Genomic DNA, 24,365 nt, shown 5'->3' on the forward strand with positions numbered 1-24,365 from the left:
TCCGGAAATAGATCACGATTTGGTAACGATCGAGGTGGCCTTGTGACCGTGACCACTGTAAACGTCCTTACGTTGCCTCAACAGCGTCGATGCTGGGCGACTCGATCAACCGCCATTGACATCCATTTGTTACCCGCCGGGTTACTCATCGGTATAACCGTGGGTAACGCCAAAACATGAGGGTTTCCTCATTTTCCTGTGTCATCATTGAGCCCACGTGCACGTCAGTCGGACTCATCGTCGAGTAACCATCCCGCTCCACACACCTGGAGTGGGACAGATGTGTTCGGTCCCCGTGACCACCGCAATGCTCAACCGCCTCGTAAGGAGATTCCGTGACTGTTGATCAGTTTCGAACAGATGCATCACGCTCATCCCATGCAGACCGTCCGACCTCACTGATCGACCGTATCGCCGCGGGTGAACCGTACGCGGTGAGCTTCGGCGGACAGGGCGTCAACTGGTTGCCGACGTTGGCCGAACTGGTCATCGACGCCGAGCTCGAGCGCAGTCTCAGCCGCGTCATCGACGCGGCCACCCGCCTCCTGGAACCGGTCGCCGGAGCGCTCATGGTCGCCCGGCCCGACGGCTTCGCGCCGATGACCTGGGTGCACGCCCTCGACATGGGCGAGCCCACCCCCAACGACGCCACGCTGACGAGTGCTCCGCTGTCGGTCCCCGGCATCGTGCTGACCCAGCTCGCCGCCATCGCGGCGCTGCGCAAGCAGGGCCTCGACACCGTCGCGTACCCGCCGACCAGCATCGTGGGACATTCGCAGGGCGTGCTGGCCGTCGACGCCCTGGGCTCCGACGGTGGTGAGGTCCCCGCCGGGGACGGATCGCTGCTGGCCCTGGCGCACCTCATCGGCGCTGCGGGCGCCATCGTCGCCGCACGTCGCGGCCTGAACGTTTCGGCCGACGGCTCGCCGATGCTGTCGATCTCCAACGTCGTGCCGTCGCGCGTCGACGCCGCGCTCGCCGAGTACGCGGCCTCCCGCGACGGTTCCGACGTCACGCTGCCCGTCGTCGCGATCCGCAACGGCCGGCGCTCCGTCGTCGTCGCCGGTGCTCCGCGTCACCTCGCCGCATTGCAGGACATGTGCGAGCAGATCGCCGCCGCCGAAGCCGACGAGCGCAAGCGCAAGCTCACCGGTGGCAGCCCGTTCGCCCCCGACTTCGACCCGCTCGACGTCTCCATCGCCTTCCACCACCCGGCCATGGTCGAAGCAGTCGACCTCGTCGCCACCTGGGCCGAACAGTGCGGCCTCGACGCCGCGTGGGCCGCCCGGCACGCCAAGTCCGTCTTCGTCGACCACGTCGACTGGGTCTCGACCATCGACGAGGTGGTCGCCGACGGCGCCAAGTGGATCCTCGACTTCGGCCCCGCCGACGTCGTGACCCGACTCTCGGTTCCGCTGGTCCGCGGCGCGGGCATCGGCCTGGTCGCCACCGCACTGCGCGTCGGCCAGCGCAACCTGTTCAGCCCCGGCGGCGTACCCGAGGTACCGCGCCCGTGGGCGCAGTACGCGCCGCAGCTGGTCACCCTGCCCGACGGCCGCACCGTCGTCGACACCGCCTTCACCCGCCTCACCGGCCGCTCGCCGATGCTGCTCGCCGGCATGACCCCGACCACCGTCGATCCGGCGATCGTCGCGGCCGCGGCCAACGCCGGCCACTGGGCCGAGCTCGCCGGCGGCGGCCAGGTCACCGAGGCCATCTTCGCCGACAACGTCGCCAAGCTCACCGAGTTGCTCGAGCCGGGCCGTCAGGTGCAGTTCAACTCGCTCTTCCTCGACCCCTACTTGTGGAAGCTGCAGCTCGGCGGCAACCGCATCGTGCAGAAGGCACGCACCCAGGGTGCCCCGCTCGACGGAGTGATCGTCACCGCAGGCATCCCCGAACTCGACGACGCCGTGGCGCTCGTCGACGAGCTGGCCGAGATCGGTCTGCGCTACGTCGCGTTCAAGCCGGGCACCGTCAGCCAGATCCGCGACGTCATCCGCATCGCCGCGGAGGTGCCGCACCACCCGATCATCGTGCACATCGAGGGCGGCCGCGCGGGTGGTCACCACTCGTGGGAAGACCTCGACGACCTGTTGCTGGCCACCTACGGTGAGCTGCGTGCGCGGCCCAACGTCGTGATCTGCGTCGGCGGCGGCATCGGCACTCCCGAGCGCGCCAGCGAGTACCTCCTGGGCACCTGGGCGCAGCGCCACGACTTCCCGTCGATGCCGCTGGACGGCATCCTGATCGGCACCGCCGCCATGGCGACGCTCGAAGCCACCACGACCCCCGAGGTCAAGCAGCTGCTCGTCGACACCGCGGGCATCGACGAGTGGATCGGCGCCGGTCACGCGACCGCGGGCATGGCGTCTGGCCGCAGCCAGCTCGGCGCGGACATCCACGAGATCGACAACACGGCGTCGCAGTGCGGCCGCCTGCTCGACGAGGTCGCCGGTGACGCCGACCTCGTCGCCGAGCGCCGCGACGAGATCATCGCCGCCATGGCCGACACGGCCAAGCCGTACTTCGGCGACGTCGCCTCGATGACCTACCGCGAGTGGCTCGACCGCTACGCGACGCTGGCCGTCGGCGACGCGTCGGGCGATCAACTGCCGTGGGCCGACATCACCTGGCAGCAGCGGTTCGTCGAGATGCTCCAGCGCACCGAGGCTCGCATGAACGAGCTCGACAACGGCGAGATCCCGACGATGTTCGCCACCGTCGCGACCGTCGAGGACCCGCACGCCGCGATCGACGCGCTGGTCAGCGTGTACCCGGCCGTCGAGGTCGATGTGCTGCACCCCGCCGACGTCGCGTTCTTCTTCGACCAGTGCAAGACCCCCGGCAAGCCGGTCAACTTCGTCCCGGTCATCGACAAGGACGTCCGCCGCTGGTGGCGCAGCGACTCGCTGTGGCAGGCCCACGACCCGCGCTACTCGGCCGACGCCGTGTGCATCATCCCCGGCCCGGTGGCCGTCGCGGGCATCACCCGCGTCGACGAGCCGGTCGGCGAGCTGCTGAACCGCTTCGAGGCGCAGGTCGCCGCCGACCTCGCCACCGCGGGCGAGCTGCCTTTCGAGATCGACTCGCGTCGTCGCAGCGAGCTGTCCGGCGCGGGAGCGATCTCCGCGCTGCTGGCCGCCGACGACGTGCGCTGGTCGGGCCGGATCGTCGCCAGCCCCATCGCCCTGCTCGGCGACCGCAACACCTGGGAGGTCGTCGACCCGCAGCGGGCCGAGCACGCCGCCACCGGCGCCGTGCTCACCGTCTCCGGTGAATTGGGCTCTGCCGCAACAGTCTTCGACCTCGTCGTGCCCATCGCCAAGTCGTCGGTGCGGATCCCCATCCAGGTGCCGGCCTCGGTGCTCGACGGCGGCAGCCCGATCGTCGACATCGACGACGCCGGGACCGCCATGCTCGACATTCTGCGAGTCGCCGCCGGCGGACAGCTCGCCGAGACGGTCACCGCCGACGGCCGCGTCAGCGCGCGGACCGTCATCGAGTGGGCGCCGGACACCGTCGCCGACCACGCGTCGGTCACCGGCTACACCCTTCCGACCAATCTGCGTCCCACCACACCGGCCCAGTCGCTGGGCTTCGCCGTGCCCGACGCCCTCGTCGGGGCATGCTGGCCGAGTGTCTTCAGCGTGATCGGCGCCGCCCGCACCGCTGACGGCGCGCGGGTCGTCGAAGGCCTGCTGGATCTGGTCCACCTCGACCATGCCGTCCTCGTCGCTGGTGACGTTCCTTCTACCGCAACGCAATTGACCGTCGATGCGGCTGCGGTGTCGGTCGTCGACGCCAACGTCGGGCGCGTTATCGAGGTCGAGGTCGCCATCACCGACGGCGACGCGACGGTTGCCTCGTTCGTCGAGCGCTTCGCCATCCGCGGCCGTCTCGGCGCCGCCGAGCTGGTCGACCCGCAGCGTGCGGGCGGCGCCGTCGACGACGAGCGTTCCGCTCAGCGCAAGCTGGTGCGGGCCGCGACGATCACCGCGCCGCACCAGATGAACGGCTTCGCCTTCGTCTCCGGCGACCACAACCCGATCCACACCGACGCCAACGCCGCCAAGCTGGCCGGCCTCGGCGACCCGATCGTGCACGGCATGTGGCTGTCGGCGGCCGCGCAGCAGGTGCTGACCGCGACCGACGCCAAGCACCCGATCCCCGCGCCGCGCCCGATCCGCGGCTGGACCGCCCGGTTCCTCGGCATGGTCCGCACCGGCGACGAGATCGCGATCCGCGTCGACCGCGTGGGACTCGACGCCGGCCGCGAGGTGGTCGAGGTGACCGCCAAGGTCGACGACAACCTCGTCATGGCCGCGACCGCGCTGCTCGACGCCCCGCGCACCGTGTACGCCTTCCCCGGCCAGGGCATCCAGTCCAAGGGCATGGGGCTCGACGCACGGTCGCGGTCGAAGGCCGCCCGCGAGATCTGGGACCGTGCCGACGCGCACACCCGCGAGGCCCTCGGCTTCTCGATTCTGGCCGTGGTCCGCGACAACCCCACCACGCTCGTCGCGCGGGGCACCACCTACCACCACCCCGACGGCGTGCTGTATCTGACGCAGTTCACCCAGGTCGCGATGGCGACGCTGGGCGTCGCGCAGATCGCCGAGCTCAAGGAAGCCGGCGGCTTCGTCGAGGGTGCCATCACCTGCGGCCACTCCGTCGGTGAGTACAACGCACTCGCCGCATGCGCGGGTGTGCTGCCGCTCGAAGCCGTACTGGAGGTCGTCTTCCAGCGCGGCTCGGCGATGCACCACCTGGTTCCACGCGATGCGCACGGTCGCAGCGACTACCGCATGGCGGCCATCCGCCCGTCGCAGTTCGGCCTCGCCGACGACGACGTCGCCTCCTACATCGCTCAGGTCGGCGAGGACGCCGGGGAATTCCTCGAGGTGGTCAACCTCAACCTGCGCGGTTCGCAGTACGCCATCGCCGGCACCGTCAAGGGCCTGGAGCGCCTCGAATCCGACATCGTGCGCCGCGTCGCCGAGTTCGGCGGCAAGCGTGCCTTCATCCTGGTGCCCGGCATCGACGTGCCGTTCCACTCGACCGTGCTGCGCGACGGTGTGCCCGCCTTCCGCGAGCGTCTCGCCGAACTGCTGCCCGCGGATCTGGATCCGGCCATCCTGATCGGCCATTACATCCCCAACCTGGTGCCGCGCCTGTTCAACCTCAGTCGCGAATTCGTCACCGAGATCGCCGAACTGGTTCCGTCCGAGCCGCTCAACGAGGTTCTCGCCGACTTCGACAGCTGGGCCGCCCAGCCGTCGGCGCTGACCCGCGTGGTGCTCATCGAGCTGCTGGCCTGGCAGTTCGCGTCGCCGGTCCGCTGGATCGAGACGCAGGACCTGCTGTTCTCCGAGCCCGAAGAGGGCGGACTGGCCATCCAGCGCTTCGTCGAGATCGGCGTGAAGAGCGCCCCGACCCTGTCGGGCATCGCCACCAACACGCTGAAGCTCGACGCGTTCAGCAGTGCGGTGACCGAGGTGCTCAACGTCGAACGTGACAGCGCCGTCGTGCTCGCTCAGGACGAGGGCATCGAGCCCGAGGACGAGCCGGAGGCCACCGGCGACGCACCGGCGGCCGAGGCCGCTCCGGCTGCGGCTCCTGCCGTCGCGGCACCGGCGCCGGCCGCCGCAGCCGGACCGCGCCCCGACGACCTGCGCTTCGGTCCGTCCGACGCCGTCACCGCCGTCATCGCGCTGTGGACCAAGATCCGCACCGACCAGATCGGTGCCGTCGACACCATCGAGGCCCTGTGCGACGGCGTGTCCTCACGCCGCAACCAGTTGCTCCTCGACGTCGGCGCCGAGCTCAACCTGGGCGCCATCGACGGCGCCGCCGAAGCGGACATGAACGCCCTGGCGTCGACCGTCGAGACCCTGGCCCGCGGCTACCGGCCGCTCGGCGCGGTGCTGACCGACGCCGTCGGCGATCAGATGCGTAAGATCCTCGGACCGGTCGGCAAGCGTCCGACCTACATCACCGAGCGTGTCACCGGCGTGTGGCAGCTGGAGGCCGGCTGGGGTCTGCACACCCTCGTCGCACTCGCGCTCGGCACCCGCGAAGGTGCCAGCGTCCGCGGTGGCGACCTGGGCAATCTGCTCGATGGAGCCGTCGGCAACGTCGACGCACTCGACGCGCTGATCGACCGTGCGGTGACCAGTGTCGGTGCGGCACATGGTGTTTCGGTTGCGAAGCCGAGCGCGGGCGGTGCCGGTGGCGGCGCCACCGTCGACGCCGCCGCACTGTCGGAGTTCACCGAGGCCATCACCGGCAAGGACGGCGCGCTGGCGTCGGCCGCCTACACGGTGCTCGCCAAGCTCGGCCTGGCCGACGACGCGTCGGTCGATCTGCTCGCCGACGCCGACGACGAAGCCGCGGTGCTCGCCGAGCGCGTCAGCACCGAACTCGGCTCGGATTGGGCGCGTACCGTCGCGCCGTCGTTCGACGAGGCCCGCGCGGTCCTCATCGACGACCGCTGGGCGACGGCCCGCGAGGACCTGGCCCGACTGTGGCTGCGTGATCAGTCCGACGTCGACGCCGACTTCGAAGCGCTGACCAAGCGTTTCGCCGGTGCCGGTCGCACCGTGGCCCAGCACGCCACCTGGTGGCAGGGCAAGGCACTCGCGCTCGGCAACGCCGTGCATGCGCGTGCCTACGGTGCGATCGCTCACGAGGCCGAAGAACCGGACTCAGGCGTCTGGTCCGACGACATCGCGGTGGTGACCGGTGCCAGCGCCGGGTCGATCGCGGCAGGCGTCGTCGGCGAACTGCTCGCTGGTGGTGCCACCGTCATCGCGACGACGTCGCGGCTCAACTCCGAGCGGCTGGACTTCTATAAGGAGCTCTACCGCGACCACGCCCGCAAGGGTGCGGCACTGTGGGTGGCCCCGGCCAACCTGGCGTCCTACGCCGACGTCGACGCCCTCGTCGAGTGGATCGGCAACGAGCAGACCGAAAACCTCGGCAGCACGACGGGAGTCGTCAAGCCGGCGATGAAGCCGACGTTGCTGTTCCCGTTCGCCGCTCCGCGCGTCGCCGGTGATCTCACCGACGCCGGCGGTCGCGCCGAGCTGGAGATGAAGGTGCTGCTGTGGTCGGTCGAGCGGCTGATCGCAGGCCTGGCCGACGTCCACGCCGATCACAACATCGACGCCCGCGTGCACGTGGTACTGCCGGGCTCGCCCAACCGCGGCATGTTCGGCGGAGACGGCGCCTATGCGGAGTCGAAGGCAGCTCTCGATGCCGTCGTCACCCGCTGGTCGGCCGAGGAGTCCTGGAAGTCGAAGACGACGCTGGCGCATGCCCTGATCGGTTGGGTACGTGGCACCGGTCTGATGGGCGCCAACGACGGAATGGTAGCGGCGGTGGAGGCTGCCGGCGTCAAGACCTGGGCCACCGAGGAGATGGCAGCACAGCTGTTGACGCTGTGCACGCCGGAGCAGCGCGCCGCCGCGCAGACGAGCCCGGTCGAAGCCGATTTCACCGCTGGACTCGATCCGTCGATCGACCTCAAGGCACTCGCCGCCGCGGCCGCCGAGGCTGCAGACGACGACACGGCTGAGATCGAGAAGGCCGTCGAAGCGCTCATCGCCGCACTGCCCGCACCCGCCCGCGCACCGCAGGAAGCACCGGTCAGCTGGCCGGAGATCACTGCGGCGCCCGAGGACCTGGTGGTCGTCGTCGGCGCCGGAGAGCTCGGACCGTACGGTTCGGCGCGCACCCGCTTCGAGATGGAGGTCGACGAAAAGCTTTCGGCGGCAGGTGTTTTGGAGCTCGCGTGGAACACCGGCCTGATCACTTGGGAGGCCACTCCCAAGCCGGGCTGGTACGACGTCGAGTCCGGTGACCCGGTCGCCGAGTCGGACATCGCCGATCGCTACCACGACGACGTCGTCGCGCGGTGCGGCATCCGGCGCTACGACGACGACGGCGAAATGATCGACAACAGCTCGCCGCTGCTCACCTCGGTGTTCCTCGACGAGGATCTGTCGTTCGCCGTCGCCACCGAAGCCGAGGCTCGCGCCTTTGCGTCGGCCGACCCGGGACGCACCAAGGTCGAGCCGAACGCCGACACCGGTGACTGGCAGGTCACCCGCCTGGCCGGCACCGAGATCCGGGTGCCGCGTCGGATGGCCTTGAGCCGCACCGTCGGCGGGCAGATCCCGACCGGATTCGACCCCACCCGCTGGGGCGTCTCGGCGGACATGGCCGAATCGGTCGACCGGGTCGCGCTGTGGAACCTGGTCGCGACCGTCGACGCCTTCCTGTCGTCGGGCTTCTCGCCGGACGAGTTGATGCGCTGGGTGCACCCGGGTCTGGTCGCCAACACGCAGGGCACCGGTATGGGCGGCATGCAGTCGATGCGCTCGCTGTACCTCGACACCCTGCTCGGTGAGGCGAAGGCGAACGACATCCTGCAGGAGGCGCTGCCCAACGTCGTCGCCGCGCACGTCGTGCAGTCCTACATCGGCTCCTACGGCGCGATGATCCACCCGGTCGCCGCCTGCGCGACGGCTGCCGTCTCGGTTGAGGAGGGCGTCGACAAGATCAAGCTGGGCAAGGCGCTGTTCGCGGTGGCCGGCGGCTTCGACGACCTGGGTATCGAAGGCATCGTCGGATTCGGCGACATGTCGGCGACCGCCGACTCGGCAAAGATGTCCGCACGCGGCATCGACGATCGCCGCTTCTCGCGGGCCAACGACCGTCGACGCGGCGGGTTCGTCGAGTCCAACGGCGGTGGCACGATCCTGCTCGCTCGCGGCGACGTAGCAGCGCAGATGGGTCTGCCCGTCCTCGGTGTGGTGGCACACGCCCAGAGCTTCGGCGACGGCGTGCACACCTCGATCCCGGCCCCCGGCCTGGGTGCGCTCGGCGCGGCTCGCGGCGGACTCCGCTCGCCGCTGGCGACCTCGCTCAACCGGCTCGGCGTGAGCGCCGACGACGTCGCGGTAGTCAGCAAGCACGACACCTCGACCCGCGCGAACGATCCCAACGAGGCCAAGCTGCACGAGGAGCTGGCGTCGGCGATCGGCCGCAACGACGGCGCACCGCTGTTCGTGGTGTCGCAGAAGTCGTTGACCGGACACGCCAAGGGCGGCGCCGCCGCCTTCCAGCTGATCGGTCTGTGCCAGGTGCTGCGCGACGGAGTGATTCCGCCCAACCGCAGTCTGGACTGCATCGACGACGCCATGGAGAAGTTCAGCCACCTGGTGTGGCCGCGGCAGACGCTGCGGATGGCCGGACAGTTCCCGCTCAAGGCGGGCCTGCTGACCAGCCTGGGCTTCGGTCACGTGTCGGGTCTGATCGCGATCGTGCACCCGGAGGCGTTCATCGCGTCGCTCGACGAGTCCGAACGCGACGCGTACCGCGCGCGTCGAGCGGAGCGGCTGCGCGACGGCAACCAGCGGATGCTGGAAGCCATGTGCGGTGGCGCTCCGGCCTACCATCGTCCGCCGAACCGTCGTTTCGACGAATCGTCGAGCGAGGCCGGCCAGGAGACCAAGCTGCTGCTCGATGAGGCCGCCCGTCTGGACGCGCAGGGTACTTACCTGGTAGGTACTGCGGAGTGAGCATTCTGGGACTGGGGATCGATATCGTGTCGATCCCCGAATTCGACGAGCAATTGCGCAAGGCAGGTACGACATTCGCGGAGCGGTTCACCGTCGGTGAGCGTCGCGACGCGAAGCAGGGGACGGGCAGCGATGCCCGTCACCTGGCGGCCCGGTGGGCCGCCAAGGAGGCCGTGGTGAAGGCGTGGTCGGTGAGTCGGTTCTCCCGGTCGCCGCTACTGCCGATCATCCGGCACAGCGACATCGAGGTGGTGACCGATCACTGGGGCCGCCCCGGCATCCGGCTCACCGGTGAGATCGCGGAGTACCTCGCCGGAACCCAGGTTCACATCTCGCTGACCCATGACGGCGACACGGCCGCCGCGGTCGCGCTGATCGAAGAGGCACCGGCCGCCGACTAGCCGTCGCAGGGACCGCTGTGCTTAAGACAGCGGTCCCTCGAGCAGGAGATAGCCGCCGAGCATCCGCTTGAGTTCCTGCACGGTCGCCTCGTGGTCGTGGCCGTCTTGGACGGAGAAGCTCAGCAGCGAATACGCGGTGTGCACCAGCACCTGCGACATCATCGAGCGCCGTTCCCGTTGCGCGGGCGTCAGAGGCGCGAGGAGTCGCTCGACCTGCTTGGCGAGGATCTTCTCGTTCTGCGTCGCCGTGGCGCGGGTCGCCGGCGTCGACTGCACGGCCAGCCACACCGCGCGCCGCGACGGGTCGCGGTGCCACAGCGCGGCGAGGTGGTCGAGGAACTTCTCCAACAGGTTCGGCCACTCCAGCGACGGGATCGCCGACGCGAACTCCGACAGCTCGTTGCTCACCGAGACGGTGTCGATGCGGTCGAGTTCGCAGACGATAACATACTTGTTGGCGAAGTACTGATAGAGCGTGCCGATCGGCACCTCGGCACGTGACGCGATCTCCTCGCAGGTCAACGACTCGAACCCGACCTCGATGAGCAGGTTGCGGGCTTCGTTGAGCATCGCGTCGAACTTGCGTCGACTGCGCTCTTGCGTCGGCCGCTTGCGCGGTACCAGCGGGCCGGTGGGGGAGGGCATCGCGACAGCGGGACTTCTAGATCTTGAGGTCGCGGCGCAACTTCGCGACGTGGCCGGTGGCACGAACGTTGTACATGGCCGCCTCGATGACACCGTTCTCGTCGACCAGGAACGTCGAACGGATCACGCCGGTCACCGTCTTGCCGTACATCGTCTTCTCGCCGAATGCGCCCCACGCGGTCAGCACCTGCTTGTCCGGGTCGGACAGCAACGGGAAGGTAAGCTCTTCGTTCTCGACGAATTTGGCAAGCTTCGCGGGCTTGTCCGGGGAGATGCCGACGACGTCGATGCCCTCACCGTTCAGCTCGCCGAGATTGTCGCGAAAATCACACGCCTGCTTGGTGCAGCCCGGCGTCGACGCCGCCGGATAGAAGTAGACGATCACCTTGCGGCCGGCGAAATCCGACAAAGACACCGAATTGCCCTCGGCGTCGGGGAGAGTGAATGCGGGAGCGGCGTCGCCGACGCTCAAACGGTGATTGGCAGCCATGTGCCCAAGGCTATCCGATGTGACCATCGGAGAAGTTCGGACAGGTCGCGACGCCGAGTCGGGAACTCTACGGCGTTCTCGCGCGTTGAAGTGCCTGTAACATTGAGAGGTTGAAACTATTTGCACGGGGCAGCACCGGCTGGCCCCGGCTTTCTTCTGTATTGAGGAGGCCGTCTGTGGGCGGGGAAACTGAACGCATTGAACAGGACATCGCGCGGGCGCGCGAAGATCTGGCCAACACGCTCGACGCGCTGGCCGAGCGGGCCAACCCGCAGCGGCTCGCCGACGACGCAAAAGCAAAGGTGCTGGTCACGCTGAACCAGCCGGTAGTCAAGTTTGGGATCGCGGGCGCCGGTGTGCTGGTCGTCGCCCTCGTGGTCCGGAAAGTTCTGAAGTGACCAAACGCTCCATTCAAGGCCTGCTGGCCGTCACGTTCGCCGCGATCACCGTGGTGTCCTTGTCGTCGTGCACCAAGTCGCCGTCGTACTCCGACGCCGTCGACGCGGTCGGTTCGTTCAATACGTTCTCTCAACCTGAGCTCGACGTCACCGGTTGGCAGGACAAGCCGCTACCCGATTCCGCGGTCGGGGTGATGCCGGGCGCGCCGATCACCGTCAAGGCGCACAACGGCGACATCTCGCAGGTATCGGTCGTCGGGCCCGACGGTGCCGTCAAGGGCAAGGTCTCCGACGACGGCGCGAGCTGGGTCAGCTCCAGCGCGCTGGACTACGGCGCGAAGTACACGCTGACCGCGGCCGCGCGCGGCGTCAACGGTGAGAATGCTCGCAAGATCAGCTTCAGCACCAGCTCGGCGCAGAACTTCGCCGCGGCGACGTCGGTCACCGACGACGGCGAGACCGTCGGCGTGGGCCAGACCGTGTCGATCAACTTCGACGCCCCGGTGGCCAACAAGCGCAATGCGCAGAACGCCATCAAGGTGACCACCAACCCGCCGGTCGAGGGCGCGTTCTACTGGATCAACGACTCGATGGTCCGCTGGCGTCCGGAGCACTTCTTCACGCCCGGCACCAAGGTCAGCGTCGCGGTGCGCACCAAGGGCATCGACCTCGGCGACGGAACCTTCGGCCAGAACAACCTGAACACGAACTTCACCGTCGGCCGCCGGATGGTTTCCACCGTCGACGACAAGTCGAAGATCATCAAGGTGTGGGTCAACAACAAGGTCGTGCGCACCATGCCGACGTCGATGGGTAAGGACTCCACGCCCACCAACACCGGCATCTACATGGTCGCCGAGCGGGTGCCCAGCGTGGTCATGGACTCGTCGACCTACGGTGTGCCGGTCAACTCGCCCGGTGGGTACAAGGAAGTCGTCTACTACGCCAGCCGCATCTCGTTCAGCGGTATCTACGTGCACTCGGCGCCGTGGTCGCTCGGCGATCAGGGTGTCGACGACGTCAGCAACGGTTGCCTCAATGTCAGCCCCGACAATGCGCAGTGGTTCATGAACCACTCGCTGCGTGGCGACGTCGTCGAGGTGGCCGGCACCGTCGGCCCGACGCTGCCCGGCGACGACGGCCTCGGCGACTGGAATGTGCCGTGGGCGGTCTGGAAGAAGGGCAACGCGTAGTCATTCGCGTTCACGCTCGACGACGGCCGCGTCTGCTTCGTGCAGACGCGGTCGTCGGCTTTCATGCGTGTGCGCAACCGCCGAAACATGGTCCTGACCAGTCGATTTCACATTCGGGGTCACCACCTGTTAATGTTCTCCAGGCACGAAGAACAAGCGCCATTAGCTCAATTGGCAGAGCAGCTGACTCTTAATCAGCGGGTTCGGGGTTCGAGTCCCTGATGGCGCACAGAGAAGGTCCCCGTCACCGAATTTCGGTGGCGGGGATTTTTCGCTCACGTCGAGTGGGGATGGTCTGTGAAAGCGTTCGTCGATCAAGTCGGTCCGGTGCTCGTCTTCTTGCTCGCGATCACCGTCGTCGCCGAAGTGACCGCGTACGCCGGCGTGTTCGACGCCGCCGCACACCGGGCGTCGAAGATCGGGCGAGGTCGGGTCGTCGGTCTGTGGCTGCTCGTCGTCGCGCTTGCGACGGCGTCGACGATCGTCTTGAGCCTCGACACGACCGCTGTGCTCCTCACACCCGTCGTGATCGCGATGACTCGGCAGACGAAGGTGTCACCGCTGCCGTTCGTGATGGTCACGGTGTGGCTGGCCAACACGGCGTCGCTGCTGCTGCCGGTGTCGAACCTGTCGAATCTGCTTGCGCTGCACCATATCGGCGACGCGAGCTACCTGTCGGTGTCGTGGCGTCCCGCGGTAGCCGCGGTGGTGGTCACGGTCGGCGTCGCCGCGCTGCTCTATCGGCGCGGGCTGCGGGGCCGCTACCCGGTGCCCGACGACGATCCCGAGCCCGCCGACCGGGTCCTGTTCTGGATCGCTGTCGGAGTGTGTGCCCTGCTCGTGCCGGCGTTCGCGTCGGGACTCACCCCGGCGATCCCCGCCGCGATCGCGGCGGCGATCCTGCTCGCCGCGCTGTGGATACGCGACCGCGACCAGGTGCGTCGGATCACGGTCCCGTGGCAGATGGCGATCGTCGTCGCGGTGCTGTTGGCGGTGATGAAGGTGGTCGTCTCCGGCGCCGGGGTCTGGCTTGCCTCGGCGGCGGGCGCGGGCGAGAGCCTCGGCGCGCTGCTTCGCCTGGCCGGGTTGGGCGCGGCGGCGTCGAATGCGGTGAACAATCTGCCCGCCTACCTCGCACTCGAGGCGACGGCGACCGATTCGCCGGTACGGTTGATGGCGCTGCTGATCGGAGTCAACGTCGGGCCGATCGTCACGGTGTGGGGGTCCCTCGCAACCGTGCTGTGGAGACAGCGGTGTGCGCGGGAGGACCTGGTCGTCTCGGCGGGGCGGATCGCGTGGCAGGGGATCGCCGTCGGAGCACCCGCGGTCGTCGCCGCGGTCGCCGCGCTGTGGGCGTTCGCCTGAGCGCCTAAGCATCAGCTCCGTACGTCTGTCGCCCAGCCAGGTACGTCGCTTCGACGCTGATCCGCCGAATGTCGTCGACGTCGACGTCATGCGGATTCGCCGACAGAATCACCAGATCGGCCGACTTGCCGACTTCCAGGCTCCCGACGTCGGCGTCGAGGTGCAGCTGCCACGCAGCGTCGATGGTCTGCGCCCGGATCGCCTGGGCGACGGTGATGCGTTCCTCGGGTGCCAGGACACGGCCGCTGCCCTTGGCGGTGCGAGTCACCGCGGTCGCGATGTTGCCGATGGGGTCCGGCGGCACCACGTTGCCGTCATTGTGAAACGAGATTCGCAGTCCCGCGTCGAGCGCGGTGCGGGCCGACATCCAGTGTGCGCCGTGCTCGGGCCCGAAGAGTTCGTCGATCAGCGCATCACCCCAGAAATAGACGTGTTCGATGAACATGCTCGGACTCATACCCATGGCCGCGGCGCGGTCGAACTGAGCGGGCGTCATCGCGCCCACGTGTTCGAGGCGCGAGCGGCTCGACGCCGGCGCACGCGCGGCTTCGTACGCATCGAGCACGACGTCGATCGCCTTGTCGCCGTGGACATGGCACGACAACTGCCAGCCCTGCGCGATGAACGCCGTCGCCAGCGCGGTGATCTGTTCACCGGTGTAGTTCATTCCGCCGTGATGATGCGGTTGCAGCCCCATCCGCCGGGTCGCCTCGGTGTCGAGGTACGGGAATGAGGTGAAGATGTTGCCCTGCCAGGGCGAACCGTCGGCCCACAACTTCATCCCGATCTGCGCGAACAGTTCGTTGGCACCGGGCGCGCGGTCGGGTGCTCGATGATGGGGGTCGGCGGCGACGTCGGGCGTGCCGATCTCGTAAGCGCGGATACGCAGCTTGACGTCGGGCTCGGCGGCGGCGCGAGTGTAGAGATGCGCCTGCGACACCTTGTTGTAGGAATGCTCCGACGCCGTGGCGATGCCCGCCGCCGCGAGCTGGGCGAATGCCCAGTGCAGGTTCTCGTAGGCACGCGGTGCGGCGACGTCGCGGATGAACGGTGTCGCCAACAGCGTCAACGCACCGGTCTCCAGTGCCTCGCCGGTGAGTTCGCCGTCGGCCCCGCGCACGAAGGTCGAGCCTGCGGGGTCGGGTGTGTCACGGGTGATACCCGCCAGCTCGAATGACGCGGTGTTCGCATAAGCGGCGTGCCCGCTGTTGGATACCAGGATCACCGGGTTGTCCGGCGCGAGGGCGTCCAACTCGGTTCGAGTCGGCAGCCGCAGATCGGGCTGCAGCACGGCGTCGACGCCGTAGAGCAGGATCTGCGTGCCCGCGGGAGTGGCACGCACGGCGTCGGCGAGCTTGTCGAAGACGCCCGCACCGGTCGGTACGACGAAGGGCCGTACATCGACGGCGGGTGGGCCGAGCGCTTCGGCGATCTGCGTCGGATGACTGTGCGCCTCGACGAACGCCGGCAGCAACGCGCGACCGGCCAGATCGACGACGGTGGTATCCGGGCCCCGCAGGGCGAGTACGTCCTCGGCGCTGCCGACCGCGACGATGCGCCCGGCCCGCACCGCCAGTGCAGCGGCGACGGAGTCGTCGGCGTCGACGGTCACGACGTCGCCGCCGTGGAAGATGAGATCCGGATCGTCGGGCATCGCGCCTCCAAGCAGTGGCATGAGCGAGGGGGTAATTGGTACAAAGGTGCCAAAACGTGCGCGACGACGCGCAGTTCCTTTACTATGACATTAACTTTGTGCGCGGGTGCACATTCCCCGCGCCGTTCACGCGATTCCATCACATCGGGTATCGCGCCACGTGGGTTAGGAGCAGGAGAATCACCATGAGTCGTGTCGGATTGCGTCGTCGGTTGGTGCCGGTCGTCAGCGCCGTCGCAGTAGTCGGGCTGGTGGGCACGGTGTCGTCGTGCAGCAAGGCGCCGACCTACAGCGACCAGGTCGGCAGTTCGGCCCGCTTCGACGATCTGCTCAAGCCGACCCTCGCGGTGACCGAATGGGCGGACAAGCCGCTGGTCGACAATGCGATCGGGATTCAGCCCGGTGCGCCGATCAAGGTGTCGTCGACCGGTGGAGCCCTCACGTCGGTGTCCATCGACAAGTCGGACGGTTCGGCGCTCAAGGGAAATCTGAGCGAGGACGGCTTCACCTGGACCAGCACCGAGCCGTTCGGCTACAACAAGCGCTACACCCTCAACGCGAAGGCCGCGGGCGTCGGCGGCGAGAGCATGAGCAAGGTGTCGTTCACCACCCGCGCCCCGCAGAATCTCACGCAGGCCTACCTGATGCCGCACAACGGTGAGACGGTCGGTATCGCACAGCCGGTCGCGGTGAAGTTCGACGAACCGATCAAGAACAAGAAGACCGCCCAGGCGGCCATCAAGATCGTCACCGAGCCCGCGGTCGACGGCGCTTTCTACTGGATCAGCGACCAGGAGGTCCGGTGGCGCCCGCAGGGGTACTGGAAGACCGGTACCAAGGTGAACGTAGCGGTCAACACCTACGGCCTCGACCTCGGCAACGGCCTGTTCGGGCAGGAGAACGTCCGGACGTCGTTCAAGATCGGCCGGTCGGTCGTGATCAAGGCCGACGACCGCACCAAGCAGGTCACCTTCTTCAAGGACGGCAAGGTGGTCCGCACGATGCCGACGTCGATGGGCAAGGATTCGACGCCGACCGACAACGGCACCTACATCGTCGGCGACAAGCACTCGATGCTCGTCATGGACTCGTCGACCTACGGTGTGCCGGTCAATTCGCCCGCCGGGTATCGCACGCCGGTCGACTTCGCCACGCAGATGTCTTACAGCGGCATCTATTTCCACTCGGCGCCGTGGTCGGTCTGGGCGCAGGGCAACACCAACACGAGCCACGGTTGCCTGAACCTGAGCCCCGACAACGCGCAGTGGGTGATGAACTACACGCTGCGCGGTGATCCGGTCGAGGTGCGTAACACGGTCGGCCCCAAGCTGTCCGGTACCGACGGTCTGGGCGACTGGAACGTGCCGTGGGCGGTGTGGTCGAAGGGCAACGCGTAGCCCGCGTCCGGACATCCGGGACGAATCTGACCGAGCGGTAACCTTGTCATTGATCACTGATACGATCGTCGACGTCAACAACCGTCGGACGAAAGTGTTGAAGTAGACATGGCTGTGGTATCCCCGTGGGAGACAGAAGACCTCACCGATCTCCGCAAGATGGCGCGTGCCTTCTGCGAGAAGGAGCTCGCTCCCTACAGCGAGAAATTCCGCGAGCAGCACCACGTCGATCGTGACCTGTGGAATAAGGCGGGCGAGGTCGGCCTGCTGTGCATGTCGATTCCGGAGGAGTACGGCGGCGGTGGCGGGACGTTCGCCCATGAGGCCGTTCTGATGGAGGAACAGGCCCGCGTCGCGGACTCGTCGTGGGGTGTCACCCTGCACAACGGGATCGTCGCGCACTATCTGCTCGCCTACGGTTCGGAAGAGCAGAAGACGAAGTGGCTGCCGAAGATGGCGTCGGGCGAGGTCGTCGGGGCCATCGCGATGACCGAGCCGGGCACCGGCTCCGACCTGCAGAACGTCAAGACCAAGGCCATCCGCGACGGCGACGACTACGTCATCGACGGTTCCAAGACCTTCATCACCAACGGCCAGCAGGCCGATCTGATCATCGTCGTCGCCAAGACCGACGTCTCCGAGGGCGCCAAGGGAATCTCGCTCATCCTCGTCGAGGCGGATCGGGAGGGCTTCCGGCGCGGCCGCGTTCTCGACAAGATCGGGCAGCGCGGACAGGACACCTCGGAGCTGTTCTTCGACGGCGTGCGGGTCCCGACGTCGAATCTCCTCGGGGAGCAAGAGGGCTTGGGCTTCATCCAGCTGATGCAGCAGCTGCCGCAGGAGCGACTGATCATCGCCGTGACCTCGGTTGCGGGCATGGAGTCGGCCGTCGAGCTGACCCTCGCCTATACCAAGGAGCGCACCGCCTTCGGCCGCCCCATCTTCGGTTTCCAGAACACCAAGTTCAAGCTCGCCGAGGCCGCGACCGAGACCAAGATCGCGCGGGTCTTCGTCGACGACTGCATCGCCAAGCACCTCAAGGGCGAACTCGACATCCCGACGGTCGCCATGGCCAAATGGTGGGTCAGCGACCGTGCGATGGCCGTCGCCGACGAGTGTCTGCAGCTCTTCGGCGGATACGGCTACATGAACGAGTACCCGATCGCGCGGATGTGGGCGGACAACCGCGTGCAGAAGATTTACGCGGGTACCAACGAAATCATGAAAGAGATCATCGCCCGGTCGCTGTAGCCCGAGACGTCCAGGTCGATGGTAGGTTGATGCGGGTGTGCCGCGTGTGACGCCACCGGCCTGGACGAAGGGAATCGTCGAATGCGTTTGCGTGCTGGGCTGCTCGGCGTGTCGGCGGTAGCGGCAGCGGTCATCGGTTCGACGATCACTCCGATGGGAGCCGCACGGGCGCTCCCCGCGAACTATCTTCCCAGTTCGGGATGTATCAACGACGTCCCCGCCAAACCGAAACCCAGGCCGATCGGACCGCAGGACCTACTGCCCAAGCTGCCCGATCGTATCGGGATCCCGCTGCCGTACCCGCGGATCGTGCCGGTCCCCGAACCCGCACCCGAAGAGAAGATCACCCGGATCAAGAGCGAGGCGGCGCCGAAGAACATCTGCCACGACCCCTGCCCGGATCTCACCGATCCACCCAAGCCGCAGCAGTCGAATGCGGGGGGCAACGGAAGTCTGTCGATCGCGTTTCCCAAGGTCGGGTTCGATCTGAAACCGATCACCATCCCCATCGTCGTACCGAACCCGAATCCACCGGCCACGCCGCCACCGCCTACCGCCGTACGCCCCGGCGTCGACGCCGCACCGCTGACCGCCAAGCCCGCGACTCCGCGTATCGGCGCAGTCCGTTGGGTCTCGACCGTGACGGGCCAGGGGTCGACGAGCCGCACCGACAAGCGTTGGCAGGTCAAGGGCACCGACCTCGGCATCATGTGGCAGTCCAAGCCCGGGCAGGTCGCCATCGCCTTCGGGGACACGTTCGGCAAGGGCTTCACACCGCCGGGCGCCAACGGCGGCGACTGGCGCAGCAACATCCTGGGCTTCTCCTCGACGAAGGCCAAGGATCTGTCCAAGGGGCTGGCCATCGACACCATGGTGCAGGACAGTCGCTGTCATGCCGTGCAGGTGCTCAGTTCACGCCACGTGAACTACTACGAGATGACCACCATCCCGACGTCGGGTTTCGCGATCGGCAAACGCCAGTACATGACGTATATGTCGGTGCGGACCTGGGGTCCGATCCCCGGCGTGTGGCTCACCAACTACGGCGGGCTGGCGTACTCCGACGATGCCGGCTCCACCTGGACCCGTGACCCGTATGCCCGCTGGGACAACATCTTCGGGGTCTCGCAGTTTCAGGTGTCGAGCATGGTCCCGCAGGGCGACTACGTCTACATGTTCGGCACGCCCAACTCGCGGCTCGGTTCGATCGGTCTGGCCCGGGTGCCCGCGAACCAGGTGCTCAACAAGACCGCCTACCAGTACTGGCACGACGGCCGATGGATTCCCGCACGTGATGGCAACGTCGCTTCGGTGCTCTTCGCCGGGCCGACGGGTGAGTTGTCGGTGCACTACGACGACAAGGCTAAGCGCTGGGAGCTGAGTTATCTGGACTCACTGCGCGGCGCGATCGTCCTGCGCACATCGACGTCACCGCAGGGTGTGTGGTCCGACGCGGCACCGATGGTGGACTCGGGTCGCTACCCGCAGCTCTACGGGGGATTCATTCACCCGTGGTCGACCGGCAGCGATCTGTACTTCACGATGTCGACGTGGACCGACTACAACGTGTCGCTGATGCGCGCCAGAGTCGACTACTGAGTCTGGTCGTCCACCCACGGGTGTCGGGGGCGCTGCCCGACGTCGATCGCCCACCGGTAGTTGTCGCACACGATGTTTCGGCCTTCGGGATCGGTTGTACGACGGCCGATTTCGGCTCCGATACATGGATCGCCGACGCTGGGTTGCGCGGCGACCGGCTGAACGAATGGCGCGGCCTGGACGGGAGTGGCCGTGATGACTGCTGTCGATGCCCCGATCGTCGTGCACGCGGCGACGAGCAGCAGAGTTCCCCGAGTCTTGAGTGACATGCGCCCACCGTAGCGCGCCCAGCGGCGTCGTGGTGGGGGTGTCATTCACCCCGAATGACGTGACGGAACCGCGTCGTCGACGATGGCCTCGAACGCCCGTCCTAGTGCCCGTAGAATATCGCGCGGATTGTGCTCGGCGTCGACGGTGATTCCGACGACCGCTGCGGTGCCCTCGATGCTCGGCAGGACGGCCGCCGCACAACTCCAGCCGGGCACGCACTGCTCGGATTCGACGGCGAAGCCGTCGCGTTGGACTCGCGCGACGGCCGCGGCCAACTCACGAGCGTCGCGCAGTGAGGTGGGTGTTCGACGCCGCAGCCCGCCACGGGCGACGACCTGGTCGATCAGGTCGGGCCGTTGGGCGAGGGCCAGGTGGCCGCCGGCGGTGTTGGCCAGCATCTCGGGACTGTCCGATGCCGGCCATGCCGAATGCGCCAGAGGCAGCAGCCGCGGCGCACAGACGACGGCGATCGGATGGACTCGCACGATCGACGGTCCGGCCGTCAGCCACGCTACTCCGCCGTGTCTGCGCTGGAGTTCGTCGAGGATCGGGCGGTAGCGCTCGAAGCGTCGTTGGAGTGCGGCCGTCTCGCCCAGGCCCACCAGCGATGGGCCAAGTGCGTAGCCGAAAGCGTTGCGTGTCAATATGTTTCGTTCGACGAGGGAGTTCGCGATACGGAGCGTCGTCGGCTTGGGAAGCCCGGTGACCGCAGCGAGGTCGGTGAGCGGGAGGCCGCATCCGTGGTCGGCGATGGCGTCGACGATGGCCATCGCACGGCCCAGCATCGTATGGTCGTCGACGCTGGGGACTCCGGTCACTTCGGGACTCCATTCGCGCAGCCCAACGGCCATTTCAGTGACTGAAACGGTGCTCTAGTCGATTGTGACAGACGCCGCGTAGCGTGACCATTCATTGCACCGACGGCAGAGGAGTACGCCATGTCTCGAATCCGCGTCGCAACGCTCTTCGTCGCGGTGACGGCGGCGATCACCGCCAACGTCGTCGTTCCAGCGCATGCCGACGTCGACCGGTGGGTGGCCATCGCCTACTCGTCGACGACCCGCTATTGGGGTTATGAGGCCGGATGGACGAGTGAACAGATCTCGCGTCAACACGCGATCACCTATTGCGAGAACAAGGGTGCGCGTACCTGCGTCGTCGTGACCGGCGGTAAGAACACGTGTGCCTCGCTTGCCAACAACTTCCGCGGCGACATGGGAATCGCGCGTGATCCGAACATGGACGTCGCCAACAATCGCGCGAAGTTGAGCATCTTCGCCGGACACACGTTGATCACCGCGTGCTCCGACGGTCGCGAGCACACATAGTTCCCAGCCGTCGGGTTTCCCACACTCCTGATCGCAAACCTTGGTTGGGTCAGCCGCATCCGCGAAGCTGTATGCACCGATGCGGGTGTGGCTGAGTGGTCAGGCACCGGTCTGCAAAACCGTTTACACGGGTTCGAATCCCGTCACTCGCTCCAGGATGGCCGCTATTCGTGGCTGCGCCAACTCCGCTCGAACGGCAACCGCCACGCATGCGGCGCGATCAGCTGGTGAATCTGATTCGGCCCCCACGATCCCGGTGCATAGGGTTTGACCAGCGGCGGATCATCGAGCAGCGGGATCGACCGCTCCCACAGCGATTCGATGCCCTCGGCGGTGTTGAACAGGGTGTGGTCGCCGTTCATGGCATCGAGGATCAGACGTTCGTAGGCTTCGAGCACGTCGTCGGCGCGATCGGTCTCCTGGGTCGAGAACTGCATCGATAGCTTGTCCAGCCGCATACCTGGACCCGGCCGTTTGCCGTAGAAAGACAGCGAGACCCGCGATTCGTCGGCGAGGTCGAAGGTCAAGTGATCCGGTCCCTGCGCGCCGATGCCGGATCCGGATGGGAACATCGATTTCGGTGCTTCTTTGAAGGCGATGGAAATGATGCGCTCGCCCTCTGCCATTCGTTTTCCGGTGCGCAGATAGAAAGGAACGCCAGCCCACCGCCAATTGTCGATGTGTGCGCGCAGAGCGATGAACGTCTCGGTATCGGACTCGGGATCTACACCGGTTTCTTTGCGATATCCCGCGTACTGGCCACGCACGACGTCGCTCGGATCGATCGGTTCCAGCGACCGGAAGACCTTGTTCTTCTCCTCCGAAATCGCTCGCGGCTCAAGGGCTGTGGGCGGTTCCATCGCCACGAATGCCATCACCTGGAACAGGTGCGTGACCACCATGTCCTTGTAGGCTCCGGTTGGCTCGTAGAATGCCGCGCGCGCGTCGAGTCCCAATTCCTCGGGAATGTCGATCTGAATGTGGTCGATGAAATTCCGGTTCCAGATCGGCTCGAAGAGTCCGTTCGCGAACCGGAAGGCGAGAATATTCTGCGCGGCCTCCTTCCCGAGGAAATGGTCGATGCGGAAGATCTGACTTTCCTTGAACGTCTTATGGAGCTCCGCGTTGAGGGCGATCGCCGACTCCAAGTCGACGCCGAACGGCTTCTCCATCACCACTCGCGACCGTTCGATGAGGTCGGCCTCGACGAGCATGTCGATGACGGCGCTCGCCGCTTTGGGCGGGACGCTCAGGTAGTGAAGTCGACGCGGTGTCCCGGGTAGCTCGGCTTCGCATTCGGCGACCTTTGCCGCCAGCGCCTCTGGGCCGGCCGACGTCGGGACGAAATGCAACATGGGCGCGAACTCGGCCCACTCGGCGTCGGTCATCTTCCGCGCCCCGACAGTCGCGATCGATTCTCTGGCGAATTCGCGGAACTGGTCGTCGGTCATGTCGTCAAGGCTCGTCCCGACCACTCTGATGTCCGCGGTCAGCTTCAACACGGCGAGATGCCCCAGGCCGCACAATAACTTCCGTCGCGCGAGGTCGCCGGTGGCGCCGAACAGCACGACGACGTGCGGCTCGCCGTGCACCTCCGGACCGTGGCGGTGAGCCGCCGGGCTCGGATAGGCGATGGTTTGCGGTTCGGAGTAGTCGTCGCTCGCACGCTGTGTCGAAGTCACGCTGCCATCGTGTCACTCCGACGCCGCGCGCGCCCGATTCAGCGAAAATCCGGAAGGGTCAATGTGGGGATCGGGGCGCGTGACTGGATAGAAGTGCCTGTGGACCGTACGCCGCGGGTCAGCTGAGGAGAGCAATGTCAATGATCGGGGCATTCGAGAGCATCACAGCCGACGGCGTCAAACCAGGGGGCGCCGACGAGGACCTGGGGCGGATTCACCGCCAGCGGCTGGCCAACGGCCATTCTGACCGCAGGTGTTGACGAGATACGCGGCGCGAAGGAATGAGTCAGTGACCGGTGGGACGTCCTCTGAGCCTGGCCAGGTGGGGGAACCATCACTGTCTCCGCAAGTATCGTTGCTGAGAGTAACTTCTTTACCAGTAGCATCTATTGGCATGTGAATCGCCGAACTGGTCGGATGCGTATGCCCAGTAGTAGTCTTTGCCCCAGCGTACGTGGACTCTTGCTGAAAAGCCGTCGCTCTTCCAGTACTCGTATTGACTGGTGGTCCAGTGCCAGTGGGTGTGCCTCTGGCCATCGCATCTTGCATGGGCAGATGCGATCGGGGCATTGACAAATTGAACGGAAACTAACGTGAGGATCACCCCGATTGTCAGTTGCGCCGTACCCTTTTTGGCGTAGTGACCAATTCTATAGGAGATGGTTGGATATGACACGGTCGCCCTTCTTTCTGATAGGTCTTCAGAGTTAGATCGAGACAGGTGAAATATGTCTTCCGTCTCCTTTCTGGGACGACGTAGTGTATGTGCTACTGTACGAGTTCGCATTGTATAAAGGAAGGGTCCTGCGTCTCACTAAATACGCAGGCTCATTAGTTGATCTAAGGAGCACTTTTACAAGGCGACTACGTGGGCCTGTTCGGCCGGGCAGGGTCGATCGCGATGCTTGTGCGGGGACTGTGGGTCGGCTGACGGTGCGGAGTTCGATCACGTCAACGAGCGCCGCGACATAGCGGCGGTCCAGGTGCAGCGCGAGAACAAACATCACCGATCACAAAGACGCCACAGCGCTCCTCGACATCATTGACCGCCAGCTCGAACTAGTGTCCATCGAGTAGGTCGAGCGATTGACGGAGCTATACGAGA

General features: G+C 66.6%; 15 protein-coding genes and 2 tRNA genes. 11 read left to right on the plus strand and 6 right to left on the minus strand.

The genetic code is table 11. The features are described 5' to 3' along the window. Positions 1-335: 335 nt before the first annotated feature. Both HH308_RS21290 and acpS read left to right on the plus strand, forming a co-directional pair. On the plus strand, positions 336-9,587 hold the full coding sequence (locus tag HH308_RS21290; protein WP_170196257.1) for a type I polyketide synthase: 9,252 nt from the start codon (positions 336-338) through the stop codon (positions 9,585-9,587). After that, complete coding sequence (gene acpS, locus HH308_RS21295) at positions 9,584-9,988, plus strand: holo-ACP synthase AcpS (RefSeq protein ID WP_170196258.1); 405 nt, start codon at positions 9,584-9,586, stop codon at positions 9,986-9,988. Before HH308_RS21290 ends, acpS begins: the two co-directional genes overlap by 4 nt. A 21-nt stretch (positions 9,989-10,009) precedes the next feature. Here the strand turns inward: acpS and HH308_RS21300 are convergent, their stop codons facing one another. Both HH308_RS21300 and bcp read right to left on the minus strand, forming a co-directional pair. Then, positions 10,010-10,633, minus strand: coding sequence for a TetR/AcrR family transcriptional regulator (locus HH308_RS21300; protein WP_170196259.1), 624 nt, complete (start codon positions 10,631-10,633; stop codon positions 10,010-10,012). A 16-nt stretch (positions 10,634-10,649) separates the two neighbouring features. Further along, positions 10,650-11,123: a thioredoxin-dependent thiol peroxidase gene (bcp, locus tag HH308_RS21305; protein ID WP_170196260.1), complete on the minus strand. Its 474-nt coding sequence runs from the start codon at positions 11,121-11,123 to the stop codon at positions 10,650-10,652. 176 nt (positions 11,124-11,299) lie between these two features. Here bcp and HH308_RS21310 point away from each other — a divergent pair, with 176 nt between their 5' ends. The 4 genes from HH308_RS21310 (at position 11,300) to HH308_RS21325 (ending at position 14,079) form a co-directional block, all read left to right on the plus strand. Continuing rightward, a complete protein-coding gene (locus tag HH308_RS21310) occupies positions 11,300-11,521 on the plus strand; it encodes a DUF3618 domain-containing protein (protein ID WP_170196261.1) in 222 nt (73 codons plus the stop codon). Further along, on the plus strand, positions 11,518-12,714 hold the full coding sequence (locus HH308_RS21315) for a L,D-transpeptidase (protein ID WP_170196262.1): 1,197 nt from the start codon (positions 11,518-11,520) through the stop codon (positions 12,712-12,714). Before HH308_RS21310 ends, HH308_RS21315 begins: the two co-directional genes overlap by 4 nt. 156 nt (positions 12,715-12,870) lie before the next feature. Continuing rightward, positions 12,871-12,943, plus strand: a tRNA-Lys gene (locus tag HH308_RS21320). A gap of 68 nt (positions 12,944-13,011) precedes the next feature. Next, on the plus strand, positions 13,012-14,079 hold the full coding sequence (locus HH308_RS21325; protein WP_170196263.1) for an SLC13 family permease: 1,068 nt from the start codon (positions 13,012-13,014) through the stop codon (positions 14,077-14,079). A gap of 4 nt (positions 14,080-14,083) precedes the next feature. Here the strand turns inward: HH308_RS21325 and HH308_RS21330 are convergent, their stop codons facing one another. Beyond that, on the minus strand, positions 14,084-15,754 hold the full coding sequence (locus HH308_RS21330; protein ID WP_312870777.1) for an amidohydrolase: 1,671 nt from the start codon (positions 15,752-15,754) through the stop codon (positions 14,084-14,086). A 164-nt stretch (positions 15,755-15,918) separates the two neighbouring features. Here HH308_RS21330 and HH308_RS21335 point away from each other — a divergent pair, with 164 nt between their 5' ends. From HH308_RS21335 to HH308_RS21345, 3 genes are all read left to right on the plus strand, one after another. After that, on the plus strand, positions 15,919-17,130 hold the full coding sequence (locus tag HH308_RS21335; RefSeq protein WP_170196264.1) for a L,D-transpeptidase: 1,212 nt from the start codon (positions 15,919-15,921) through the stop codon (positions 17,128-17,130). Positions 17,131-17,238: 108 nt separating this feature from the next. Continuing rightward, positions 17,239-18,381 carry an acyl-CoA dehydrogenase family protein gene (locus HH308_RS21340; RefSeq protein WP_170196265.1) on the plus strand — a complete coding sequence of 381 codons (1,143 nt, stop codon included), beginning with the start codon at positions 17,239-17,241 and terminating at the stop codon, positions 18,379-18,381. 81 nt (positions 18,382-18,462) lie between these two features. Then, on the plus strand, positions 18,463-19,980 hold the full coding sequence (locus HH308_RS21345; protein WP_170196266.1) for a glycoside hydrolase family 183 protein: 1,518 nt from the start codon (positions 18,463-18,465) through the stop codon (positions 19,978-19,980). On the opposite strand, the gene HH308_RS21350 is transcribed toward HH308_RS21345, so the two are convergent. Together HH308_RS21350 and HH308_RS21355 are read right to left on the minus strand one after the other, a co-directional pair. Continuing rightward, positions 19,974-20,249 (minus strand): hypothetical protein, encoded by a 276-nt coding sequence (locus HH308_RS21350; protein WP_170196267.1) that lies wholly within the window; start codon positions 20,247-20,249, stop codon positions 19,974-19,976. The genes HH308_RS21345 and HH308_RS21350 overlap by 7 nt on opposite strands. 45 nt (positions 20,250-20,294) lie before the next feature. After that, on the minus strand, positions 20,295-21,101 hold the full coding sequence (locus tag HH308_RS21355) for an IclR family transcriptional regulator (protein WP_170196268.1): 807 nt from the start codon (positions 21,099-21,101) through the stop codon (positions 20,295-20,297). Between the two features lie 87 nt (positions 21,102-21,188). Here HH308_RS21355 and HH308_RS21360 point away from each other — a divergent pair, with 87 nt between their 5' ends. Continuing rightward, positions 21,189-21,578 (plus strand): DUF4189 domain-containing protein, encoded by a 390-nt coding sequence (locus HH308_RS21360; protein ID WP_170196269.1) that lies wholly within the window; start codon positions 21,189-21,191, stop codon positions 21,576-21,578. Between the two features lie 81 nt (positions 21,579-21,659). After that, a tRNA-Cys gene (locus HH308_RS21365) sits at positions 21,660-21,733 on the plus strand. A 9-nt stretch (positions 21,734-21,742) separates the two neighbouring features. Here HH308_RS21365 and zwf read toward each other — a convergent pair. Continuing rightward, the gene (gene zwf, locus HH308_RS21370) at positions 21,743-23,260 is read right to left on the minus strand and encodes a glucose-6-phosphate dehydrogenase (RefSeq protein ID WP_170196270.1); all 1,518 of its coding nucleotides are present in this window, start codon (positions 23,258-23,260) and stop codon (positions 21,743-21,745) included. Between the last annotated feature and the right edge of the window lie 1,105 nt (positions 23,261-24,365).

It is taken from the genome of Gordonia asplenii (assembly GCF_012933505.1).
Lineage (GTDB): Bacteria > Actinomycetota > Actinomycetes > Mycobacteriales > Mycobacteriaceae > Gordonia > Gordonia asplenii.